The organism is Bradyrhizobium sp. S69 (assembly GCF_009766005.1).
In the GTDB taxonomy this organism is placed as follows: domain Bacteria; phylum Pseudomonadota; class Alphaproteobacteria; order Rhizobiales; family Xanthobacteraceae; genus Bradyrhizobium.
Map to the genome: position 1 here is coordinate 1 of NZ_LMUK01000018.1, position 10,171 is coordinate 10,171.

Annotated in this window: 11 protein-coding genes; 6 read left to right on the forward strand and 5 right to left on the reverse strand. The window is 59.3% G+C overall.

Annotation, left to right across the window (positions count from 1 at the left end; translation table 11 throughout):
• A partial coding sequence (locus tag GSQ88_RS05775; RefSeq protein WP_159006434.1) for an efflux RND transporter periplasmic adaptor subunit occupies positions 1–1,278 on the forward strand: 1,278 nt, incomplete at its 5' end.
• Positions 1,279–1,434: 156 nt separating this feature from the next.
• Here the strand turns inward: GSQ88_RS05775 and GSQ88_RS34905 are convergent.
• Together GSQ88_RS34905 and GSQ88_RS36130 are read right to left on the reverse strand one after the other, a co-directional pair.
• Positions 1,435–2,046 carry a hypothetical protein gene (locus GSQ88_RS34905; RefSeq protein ID WP_174247926.1) on the reverse strand — a complete coding sequence of 204 codons (612 nt, stop codon included), beginning with the start codon at positions 2,044–2,046 and terminating at the stop codon, positions 1,435–1,437.
• Positions 1,953–2,192: a recombinase family protein gene (locus GSQ88_RS36130; RefSeq protein ID WP_159006435.1), complete on the reverse strand. Its 240-nt coding sequence runs from the start codon at positions 2,190–2,192 to the stop codon at positions 1,953–1,955. The genes GSQ88_RS34905 and GSQ88_RS36130 overlap by 94 nt, the downstream gene beginning before the upstream one ends.
• A 392-nt stretch (positions 2,193–2,584) precedes the next feature.
• On the opposite strand from GSQ88_RS36130, the gene GSQ88_RS35165 reads away from it, so the two are divergent.
• Complete coding sequence (locus GSQ88_RS35165) at positions 2,585–2,779, forward strand: hypothetical protein (RefSeq protein ID WP_210253752.1); 195 nt, start codon at positions 2,585–2,587, stop codon at positions 2,777–2,779.
• A gap of 225 nt (positions 2,780–3,004) precedes the next feature.
• Positions 3,005–3,178, forward strand: coding sequence for a hypothetical protein (locus tag GSQ88_RS05790; protein WP_159006436.1), 174 nt, complete (start codon positions 3,005–3,007; stop codon positions 3,176–3,178).
• 313 nt (positions 3,179–3,491) lie between these two features.
• On the opposite strand, the gene GSQ88_RS05795 is transcribed toward GSQ88_RS05790, so the two are convergent.
• Positions 3,492–4,265 carry an FkbM family methyltransferase gene (locus GSQ88_RS05795; RefSeq protein ID WP_246735077.1) on the reverse strand — a complete coding sequence of 258 codons (774 nt, stop codon included), beginning with the start codon at positions 4,263–4,265 and terminating at the stop codon, positions 3,492–3,494.
• Positions 4,262–5,533, reverse strand: coding sequence for an O-antigen ligase family protein (locus GSQ88_RS05800; protein WP_159006437.1), 1,272 nt, complete (start codon positions 5,531–5,533; stop codon positions 4,262–4,264). Before GSQ88_RS05800 ends, GSQ88_RS05795 begins: the two co-directional genes overlap by 4 nt.
• Positions 5,534–5,809: 276 nt before the next feature.
• Between GSQ88_RS05800 and GSQ88_RS05805 the strand changes: the two genes are divergently transcribed.
• The 3 genes from GSQ88_RS05805 (at position 5,810) to GSQ88_RS35170 (ending at position 6,668) form a co-directional block, all read left to right on the forward strand.
• Positions 5,810–6,019 (forward strand): hypothetical protein, encoded by a 210-nt coding sequence (locus GSQ88_RS05805; RefSeq protein ID WP_159006438.1) that lies wholly within the window; start codon positions 5,810–5,812, stop codon positions 6,017–6,019.
• Positions 6,020–6,255: 236 nt separating this feature from the next.
• Positions 6,256–6,459, forward strand: coding sequence for a cold-shock protein (locus GSQ88_RS05810; RefSeq protein ID WP_159006439.1), 204 nt, complete (start codon positions 6,256–6,258; stop codon positions 6,457–6,459).
• 20 nt (positions 6,460–6,479) lie between these two features.
• Positions 6,480–6,668, forward strand: a complete 189-nt coding sequence (locus tag GSQ88_RS35170) for a hypothetical protein (RefSeq protein WP_210253753.1) — start codon at positions 6,480–6,482, stop codon at positions 6,666–6,668.
• Positions 6,669–6,726: 58 nt separating this feature from the next.
• Here the strand turns inward: GSQ88_RS35170 and GSQ88_RS05815 are convergent, their stop codons facing one another.
• On the reverse strand, positions 6,727–10,008 hold the full coding sequence (locus tag GSQ88_RS05815) for an autotransporter outer membrane beta-barrel domain-containing protein (protein WP_210253754.1): 3,282 nt from the start codon (positions 10,006–10,008) through the stop codon (positions 6,727–6,729).
• Between the last annotated feature and the right edge of the window lie 163 nt (positions 10,009–10,171).

The following is a 10,171-nucleotide window of genomic DNA, read 5'->3' on the forward strand; positions in this document are numbered from 1 at the left end:
GCGACCTCGACCTGGCTGACCACGGTGCTGATCAACGCCAGCCCGTTCATGCGCTATGACGGCTATTACGTCTTGTCCGACTGGCTCGAGGTACCGAACCTGCACACCCGCGCGTTTGCGCTGGCGCAATGGTCGCTGCGCGAAACGCTGCTCAAGCTCGGCGATCCGGTGCCGGAGGATATGCCGCCGCATCGCCGCCGCCTGCTGGTGGTGTTCGCGTTCCTGACCTGGGTGTACCGGTTCTCGCTGTTCCTCGGCATCGCGGCGATCGTCTATCACTTCGCGGTCAAGATCCTGGGCATTACGATGATGGCGGTCGAGGTCGGCTATTTCGTCGTCATGCCGGTGGTGCGGGAAGCGCTGACCTGGTGGCGTCGCCGTGCCGACATCCACCTCAACATACGCACCGCGCTGACGGCGGCCGCGGCTGTCGCGATCCTGTTGCTGATGCTGGTGCCATGGCGCTCGGCCGTCGAGGCGCCGGCGCTGCTCAAGAGCCAGCAGCATATCGATATCTTCGCGCCCGAATTCGGCGCCAGGCTTGCCAGCATCAGCGTCCATGACGGCGACAGCGTCGCCAAGGGCGCGCCGCTGGTGCAACTGGCCTCGCCGGACCTCGACTACCGCCTCGGCCGCGCCCGCACCGAAATCGAGATTTCGGAATGGCAGCTCGGGGCGCGGGGCGCCAATCCGGAACTGCTGGCGCGCAGCCAGGTTACCGAGCGCGAATACGAGGCCGCGCGTGCCGAATATCGCGCGCTGCAGGATCAGAAATCGCGGCTGGACGTGACGACGCCGATCGCGGGCGAGGTCGTCGATGTCGCCGAAGCGCTGGACCCCGGCAGCTGGCTTGCCGCCAAGTCGCGGCTGATGTCGGTGATCGATCCTACCAGCATGACCGTCGAGGCGTATGTCGATGAAGCCGATCTCGACCGGATCAATGTCGGCGATGCCGCCAGCTTTATCGCCGAGGCCGATACCAGGATCGAATTTCCGCTGCGCCTGACCGAGATCGCGCGGGCCAGCACCACGGTACTGCCCGATCCGGCGCTGGCATCGACCATGGGTGGTCCCATCGCGGTTCGGCCGCAAAAGCAGAACGAATTGGTCCCGGATCGGACCCTGTACCGGGTGCGGCTGGCCGTCGTCGAAGGCCATTCCGCTCCCGTCACCCGGATTCTGCGCGGGCAGGTGATTCTGCGGGGCGAGGCGGTCAGCCTTGCCCGGCGCCTGTGGCGGTTCGCTTTGGCGGTGGTGATCCGGGAAAGCGGCGCCTGAGCTGGTCGAGCGCCCCGATTGTGGAAATCCGGCGCTAAAAACAGCTGCATAACTGCAACGTGACAACTCCATCTGGGCTCCGGGCCCCCTGTCCTGCTATTGTCCTTGCTGGGCATGCGCGGGCCGAAATAATAATTAGGCACATCTAGACTAGCGTCAGTCGGGGATGGGATGGGTTGGTTTAATGCCGGGGGCTACTTCTTCTGCGTCTCTGCGGTGTGCCCGGAGAAGCTTCGAATCCGTCCAGCGAACCCCCAGATAGTATTCGTCGCATCCGGCCGTTTTTCGTCGGTTCCATGAACGCTTCGGAATCTGACTATGCGATAATACTGGTAAGCCCGCCTGCCTGATCGCGTCGGGTAAGGAGCCGAAGTGACGCCGGATGTGAACGGCAGAAGGCAGGCCAGCAAAGCTATTTATAAGACGCGTCGATATGCGTCCCTGGGCCGCGTAAAGCTTCTTTAGTCCTCGCAAGACTGCCTCGTTGCTCCAGTACTTCCCGTTCATACCAAACGGAATTGTGGCCAGTGGCTCATAGCCGATCGCAGCATACGCCGCATGAAGTGACCCGAAGTGATTGACGACTGTTTCCGCCGCGGGAACGCCTTCCGCCTCATTGATTAATGTCTGTGAGAGACGTCCCTTCTGCGCAGGCAGGGTCCGCAAGGATTTCGCTATCGCTTCCTTTTCCCAATGTCGGAAGCGGGAAACACGTTTCTGAGCCTTCCGACCGATACGATCGGTTCGAAGGCCGCAAACCTTGTCCACGACTGCTCCGGATTTCCTAGCGCGCGGCCTTGCAACCTCTGTGTCCTTACGTTGTATGTCATCTGCCCGATGCAGAGTTCGTTAGAAAGAATATTTCGGATGGTCGACCCGCTCAGGGATCTATCTCCGCAACCCCTTACGCCCACCTTCGCAAGACGCTTGGAATCTCAGTAACGGATAACCGATCGCGTACGTATAGCCGAAAAATGCACCTTATCACTGCGAGTTCTTCCGGTGGTCCAGGGATGACGATCACCTTGTCAGAACTGAGGGCCTTACTCTCCGCGGTTCAGCACCTGTCTGGGATTGCGCGCAGGATCGACCAGAAGCCGTCGGAAGCCATAGATCAAACTTTCGCCCCGGCGAAAGCCTAATTTCGCTTGTTGACGCTTACAACAGCCTCGGACTAGGCACGACGCAGCTTTACGACAAAACCGTCGTCTATAATCACAAGCGCCACGGCGAGTTTCAACTCGTTCGACGCAAATATTCCTTTCGCGTGAAGCCGCGTTTTCCAAAATCGCTGACGAAGGACTTCTTGCTGGTCGATCTCGTCAACAACGTGGACCAGCTTGCGGAGGCGAAGGACGAGGTCTTGAAGCGCGTGATGGAGCGCGCGACGTCGTCGGATAATCCATGCTTGCGCTGCGCCGTGCGCGAGTATGGAAACGAACGGACGAAGAAGCTGTTCGAACCCACAGCGGCCGCGTCCCGTTCCAAGCCCAAGCAGTAGTGCCGTTTGCATGACGCTTCGACCTGAGTTTTGATGGGATATGCCCCGCGATCCCTACATCCGCGAAAAATTCACCCGGTAGGTCAGCCAAACTCGGAAGAAGGCGAAAGATTATTTTGCGCGATAGCCAAAAGACCTGTTCGAAACCGAGGTCGAGAGCTGGCGCGATCTGCAGTGCTACAATATCGAGTTCACCATGAAACGCCTGAGGGAGCCGAAGGAATAATGGCCATCAAACCGAAGCGACAGGGAGGGGCATCCTACGCTGCCCAGCGCGAGCTGGTGGAGTTGGCAAAGAAACTGGACCTTGCCGGCATTGTCAAAAAAACTGGCAGCAAGCCGTATTTAATCCTCAAGCGGGCGCGGCGGCTCGGCCTTTCGATCAAGGGACGGAAATGAAATTCGCCCAGGCCCGCCCCTATGCCGACCCGGAAGCTGCAGCACGCAAGCTGATCGCGCCGGGCTCAAGATGGCGATCGAGGGCGGCTGGATCTCGACCGGGCACGTTCGCAAGTTCACCCAGGCCGGCGTGGAGCTATTCCTGTGAACTGGAGACGCCTTACATGGCTCAAAAAAGGAGTGTTGATGATCTTTTCATATGCTTCAAAATTGAACGAATGGCGAAAGTCGTGGGGAAAGTAGCAATCGCAATCGGGATTGCGCTGCTAGTCGTCCTGATCAGCAAAATCTGGATACCACAGTATAAGTGCTGCTAAGGAGCCGGCGGCGGAAACGAGTTAAACATCTCAATCGGAATGATTGTTCCGACCGCCTCCGGAGGAAAGAAAAGGTAATCGCGATGGCCACCAAGGCCAAATTTGTAGTGCGGCACGCGATCTGGATTGAGGTAGTGCAGATATTTACCTCCCATCATCATCACACCTGAGTAGCCGAGACTGCAAAAAAATTTAAAAACACTCTGATCGACGTCGTCCGATGGCGCGCCTTCAAATTGAACGACCGGCCTGTGATGACGAATCGTTTGTTCGCCTCCCCGGAAGACGCTTTGCTCGTGCCCCTCAACGTCACATTTAATGAATTCCAGATCGGAAAATCTGTTGCGAAGGTCGTCGAGCCGCATGGTTTCCACCGCGATGGACTCACCGTCAGAATATCGTCGATCTGACTCGAGCGAAGCGCTGCCGTCGCCGACTTTTTTTCTGGAAAGCAGCGCGCTTCCGTTATCCTCTGACAAGGCAACGTTTAGGATTTCGATGTTTTTCCATTTCAAACAACTCTTCAACCATTCGAGATGATCACGCAATTCTGGTTGCGGCTCGAAAGCGATGACCTTTCCGTTGCGGCCCACGGCTCGGCCTAGAAAAAAACAATAAATGCCTTTGTTGGCACCGATATCCAGAACGGTAGCGCCGCCGAGGTTTAATTTCATAAGTGTTTTGATCTGCAAGTCCTCCGTCCGAACTCGGTATCTCAGGCATCGCGCAAAAAAATGCAGCAGATTGCCAAGCTGGCGGACTGCTTTCATGACTGTCCATCCGAATTTCTATGCGATTTCCGGATTACTAGACCGCCGAGAAGGCCGATGGCGGCGCAATAAAGAGTCCCTTGCGTAACCGTGGACAGGTGGCTGTTGAATAGCGAGCCAACGATATTTTGAACAACGATCGCTCGCCCCATGAGCGATATTGGCGATCCGTCGAAGAACATGAAGAAATGAACCCACCACATCAGTAGCAGGAGTGCGCCACCCAGAAGGCCCACCTGGATGGCGATCGCCAAGAACTGATTGTGCGGATCCGGGACTGCCTCGCCATATGGCGACGGCGCGCTCGTCTGAAGCGATTCATAGAGTGACTTGGTTGATCCGGTGCCATGGCCGAGTAGAGGGGCCTCCTCGATAAAGCCGACCGCCTTACGCCAGAAATCGCGACGACTGGCCGTTGACAATGTCTCTTGCGAGGCATCGTTCGCCCTAACGTCCGTGGCTATTTCAGCGAGGCGGCGCTGGGCCGGAACGGAAAATGAAAGCGCTATTACCGCAATCACGACGACTGGAATCGCCAATAGCAACGCCCGCGGATGACCACCAAATTCCCAGAACAAAAACAGCCCAAAAAGAGCCAACGTCTCGATCATTCCCGTTTTTGAAACGTAGATCAAAAAGATATCCGCAAAAAACAGCAACGCCAAGGCGCTCAACCCAACCGCCAATCGGACTCTCATCTGATGAGCAGCGCGGGTGGCTAAAACAGCGAGCCCAAAAGCACAAAGAGCAAAACAGCCGCTTTGTACCGCGTTATCCTTGAAGGGGATGCCGGCCGACTTAAACCACCACCATGGACCGGACGACCACGTCAAGGACGCCAGTGACAACACCAAGACCATCAGGCATCCCGTCAAGAAGCCGCACGCGATCTGAAATCCCTGCCGAGGGCTGATCTCTGTTGCTATCAGGATAGGGATAAAAAGCAACTTAAAGTAGTGAGTAATACCTCCCGCACCGGTCGGATCGGAAGACCATGACATTCCGAGGAGCAATAAACCGAGCAGCGCGATCGGAACGGCCGAGGCCGGCGATCTCAGCGCCAAGAACCAGTCGCTGGGCTTTATCGTGATGAGAGCAAGCACGACGAATATCGCGGCCGTTATAGCTTGCCCGCTGGTACTCCATGGCAGAGTAAAGGCCGAGGCGACAGCGGCCCAATGCCTAGCGGAAACAATGGCATACCGATTTTTACCAAAGATTTTTGTTCCGATATCGAGACTCGTCACACATAAACCCTCGTTATCCATCTGCAGGAAGGATTCCCATAGCATACCTCTCAGTCGGACGAAGGGCCTCCAAATGCCCGCGCCGGCACCTATTAAGACCTATCTCCCACCGCCCCTTCGAGCCCTGCCGGCGCGGAATTAGCTCTGCCCCACCCGTCGGTCGGCCACAGCCGGCAGTCATCGCCGAGCGCAAGAAACCGCAGGCACCCAAGGGAGGGCCCATCTCAGTTGGTGGCGCTCCGCTGCCTCCCGCGCCGCTGATTGATCGATAGTCGGGCCGCCTAGGAGAAGGCGGCGTTGCGATCATTTATTGTCGGTGCCAACTGGCAAAATCCAGTACTTATCGGCGATCTCGACGATGTTGGCGGGATCGTGGTGCGATCTTCACTGGAAAACCTCCTGGTGGTTACGCGCTCGAACATGCTCGCGAGTGAGACCTTTAAAGCTCTGCAAATCTCGAACAAGCGAGCGGCGCTCACGCGGATCACGCCGCTTTCGTATTTCTGAACTTACTGAAATGAGACGCCCAGCTGCTCGCCCAATGCCATCTGGCTCAGACCAAGCTCGTTTCTGCGCTCGCGCATCCGCGATCCGATATAGGTGTCAACGCAGGTGGCGCCCGCGGTGTTACCTTCTTTTTCTTCATCTTCTTCATGGGCACAACTACGGCTAGTTTCGCTTGCCGGGCAAGGGGGCTTCGCACTAGGCTACGAACCTACAATGATCAACCTTGAGGGCGGAACATGGCGACCGGTACAGTTAAATGGTTCAATGCGACCAAGGGGTTTGGTTTCATCCAGCCCGACGGCGGCGGCAAGGACGTGTTCGTCCACATCTCGGCCGTCGAGAAAGCTGGCCTGAGCGAGCTGCGCGAAGGCGCCAAAGTGTCGTTTGAAGTCGTCGCGAACCGGGGCAAGGAGAGCGCGGAAAACCTGCGGGTTTCGTGAGATCCGCCATCTGTACGCTTTTGGCGATCATCGTGCCCGCGTTTTGCGCGACACAGACTGTTGATGCTCGAACGCATCATCTGGTGCCCAAGGCGGCCGTACCGGTGGCGACGAAGAAGGCCGACGCCAAAATCCCGGTTGAGACAAAGCGCGATCCCGCGGACATCGCTCTCGATCGCAAGATCAAGGGCATTTGCCGCGGGTGTTGAGACGCGGTAGACGCACTTTCAACGACGCGCGATCCGCACGTGGAGCTTCTTGGAAAACCTACCACGCGTACCGGACTAAACCCTTGCCGGCGTAGCTGTTGGTGACGTTGGAGAACTCGCCCTCGAAGGTCGCGGCGGCGGACCAGCCGTTCTTCCATTTCATCTCGATCGACGCGGTGGTCAGCGCGGAGTCAGTCGCCTGCGCCGCGCCGTTGACCACGAAGCCCGCGCCGGGCAGCGCCTGGAAGGTCGCGGCGATCGAACGGCTCGGATCGTAATCATGCGCCCAGCCGAAGCGCGTGCGCACGGTCAGGATGCCGTCCTGCACCACGAATGATTTGTCGGTGCGAAAGCCCAATTCACTGCGGGCATCCGTGACATCCTTGGCGCCATAGGCGAGCGCAAACGTGCCCGCGCCCGACAAAACTGACTCGGCATACGAAGGCAGATCGAAGGTGGTGAACTGGCCCGCGGCATAGGGCGTGATACCGACGCCGCCGGTCCATGGCGCAACGAACCGGTAGCCGCCTTCGACCCGCCCGGACCAAGCATTGGCATCGAACTCGGCGCGAAGCTGATCGAAGCCCGCTGCGGTCACGGTGCGATTGGTGGTGATGTCCTGCCAGCCGTAAGCCAGCGCGGCCGAGATATACGCCGGCCCTTCGGTGTGGCGGACATAGACGCCGGCCTGGAACAGGTCGGAATGGCCGCTGCCACTGTTGGCCACCGAGAAGTTGGTGCCGCCGCCAGCCAATGCAAAGCCCGCGACCGTGTTCGGGGAGAACAGATAGTCGGCTCCGACCGCCGTGCCGTAGACGCTTGAGGTGGTGTTGTTCGATCCCAGCACCGCGTAGCCGTCCGTGCTCTGCGACCCACCATAGCCTGCAATCCAGGTGCTCCAGCGTTGCTCGAAGATTTGTGGCGCCTTGGTGAACATCGCGAACGCATCGGTCTTCCTGGTCGCGGCATGGGCGCTGACAACGCCCTCCTCTGCATAGCCAGTTGCTGGCACCGAACCCGCGCCGCCGCTCCGGTTCATGAACGGATCGGTCATCAACCCCATGAACAAGTTCATGGCATCGAATGTGGTCTGCTGCGTCGCCGTCGGCAGTTCACCAGAAGCCTGCGTCAGCCCTCCGGGGCTGAGCGCGCCGAACACGATCGGAATCGTTCCAACGGTGTTGAAGGAGTTGACCAAGGCATTGCCGACATTGCGCTGATTGATCGTCAACCCGCTATTGACCGGCGCGCTCGGCCCTGACGGCGGTGTCACTGGTGGTGGTGTGAAGTTCAGCGCCAGATTGAGGTACGCATGGGTTGCGTCGTAGCTCAAGCTCGAATTGAAACCGGCCGGCAAGTTGGTGTTGGCCTGAGAGCCGAACGTGCCGCCGACGCCGCCAGCCGCACTGACGATGGCGTACTGCTTGCTGACGTAGCTGCCCGCGCTGAAGAAGGCCTGGACCGAAGCACCGCCGAGCGTGGCCGTCCCGGTGACGTTGACGAATGAGGCGGTCTGCGGATTGATAGCCACCTGGTAGAAGGCACCCTGCGAGAATGCCAGGCTGCCGTTGACGGTCATCGATGTGCCCGGCGTGCCGTTGCCCGGCGCGAACACCGCGCCATTGCCGATCGTCAGATTGCCGGCCGAACCGGTACCGAACAGCGACCCACCGGAGATCGTGGTGCTACCGTTGATCGTGCCGGTATTGTTAAAGGTTCCAGCCGTGTTGGTAAGGCCGCCGTTGAACGTGCCGGCGTTGCTCGCCGTGCCGCTATTGCTCACAAGCCCTGACACCGTCGCGCCGGCTGTATTGGTGAATGTGCCAGACGTGACGATCGTGCCGGTCCAGGTCAGATTGTTGGTGATGGTGCCGGCGTTCGCCGCGACGTTGCCAGTCCAGGTGCCGTTGTTGGTGATGCTGCCGGTGTTTGTGGCGATATTGGCATTGTAGGTGCCACCATTGGTCACCGTGCCCGCATTGTTGAGATCGTCGCTGACGGTACCACCGGTCGCTACCGTAACCGTGCCGCCCGCAAGATTGATGATGCCTCCCACAATCGCGGTCAACTGGCCGCCGCTCGCGACCGTCACGACGCCGCTGTTGGAGAGCATTCCCTGTAAGGTGTAGGCGCCGGTGATTCCGATCGCCAGCGTGGCGCCGAAGGCATTGGCGAAGGTGCTATTACCCGTCACCGTGCCACCGACATTGAACAGCCCGTTGGTATTGTTGACGACAGCGCCGTTGATCGCCCCGCCATTGGCGTTGACGGTGCCCGTGTTGGTCAGACTCCCCGTAACTGTTCCAGACGTGGTGAAGGTGGCGCTGTTGGTGACGTTCGACGTGATGCTGCCGGTCGAAGCGATTGCGAGCGTGCCGGCAGTGACATTTGTTGGCCCGGTATAGGTGTTAGCGGCGGTCAGCGTGGTCGCGCCGGTACCGATCTGGTTGACGCCGCCGGAGCCGGAGATCAAACCGCTAAAGCTGTAATTGTCTGACCGATCGAAGGCCAATGTCGCGTTATCGAGCACGTTGCCGGTGATCGAACCGTTCGTTCCGCCGTTGCCGAGTTGCAGCGTACCGCCGGTGAGCGTGGTGCCACCAGAGTAGGTATTGGCGCCCGTCAGCGTTTCCATGCCGCCGGCTAGCGCCAGCGAGCCGCCGGCTCCTCCGAGGCCGTCCTGGATGCTGCCGCCGTAAGTGCCGCTGGCATTGGTCAGGACCAGCTGATTGACGCCGAGAAAGACGACGGCACCGGTATTGGTCCCCGACAGGGATTGGATCGAGGTACTGACCGGCGTGACGCCGTTACCCAGATTGGAAATGTCGAAAATGCCGTTGTTGACGACGGCACTCGAGGTGGCGATGCTGCCGCTACGAACGCCGCTGTTGATCAGGTCGAGTTCGCCGGTGGAGTTGATCGTGGTCAGACCAGTATAGGTGTTCACGCCGCCAAGCTGCTGGACAGCATTGCCGGCAATGGTCAGCCCGCCGCCAGTGCCGCCGGCAATGCCGCCGTCTTGGATCACGCCATCGAAGAACGAACCGTTGGTGATGGTGAGGGTCTGCGCGCCAAGCGACACCCTGCCTGAGGACGAGGTACCGAACAGCCCGCCGACACTGGTGCCAGTGGTCTGCGAAATGTCGAGCGTAGCTGCGCCCGCAAGTGCGACACTCGAATTGGCGATCGCGCCATTGGCCTTCAGCGCCAGCTTGGCGCCGTTGTCGATCTGGGTTTCGTTCGAATAGGTGTTGATGCCCGAAAGAGTCTGGACGCCGCCGGCGATTTCGAGTCCGCCGCCGCCGCTGATCACACCCGAAAAGGTGGTCGACCCGTTCATGACCACCAGACCGAAGGAGCCTGTCATCACGCTGCCACTACCGGCCAGCGAGGTGACCGGCGTGCTGAATGCGTTGGTGAGGTCGAACGTGCCCGTCGTGCTCACCGTCACGATCGAGTTGGCGAAGCTCCCCGAGCCGGTCACCGCCAGCGTCGCGGCGGGT

Bases quoted from the DNA above. Each gene is read 5' to 3' on its own strand.
- GSQ88_RS05795 (WP_246735077.1), bottom strand. From the start codon at position 4,265: ATGAAAGCAGTCCGCCAGCTTGGCAATCTGCTGCATTTTTTTGCGCGA.
- GSQ88_RS05790 (WP_159006436.1), top strand. From the start codon at position 3,005: ATGGCCATCAAACCGAAGCGACAGGGAGGGGCATCCTACGCTGCCCAG.
- GSQ88_RS05815 (WP_210253754.1), bottom strand. From the start codon at position 10,008: ATGAACGGGTCGACCACCTTTTCGGGTGTGATCAGCGGCGGCGGCGGA.
- GSQ88_RS05810 (WP_159006439.1), top strand. From the start codon at position 6,256: ATGGCGACCGGTACAGTTAAATGGTTCAATGCGACCAAGGGGTTTGGT.
- GSQ88_RS05800 (WP_159006437.1), bottom strand. From the start codon at position 5,533: ATGGATAACGAGGGTTTATGTGTGACGAGTCTCGATATCGGAACAAAA.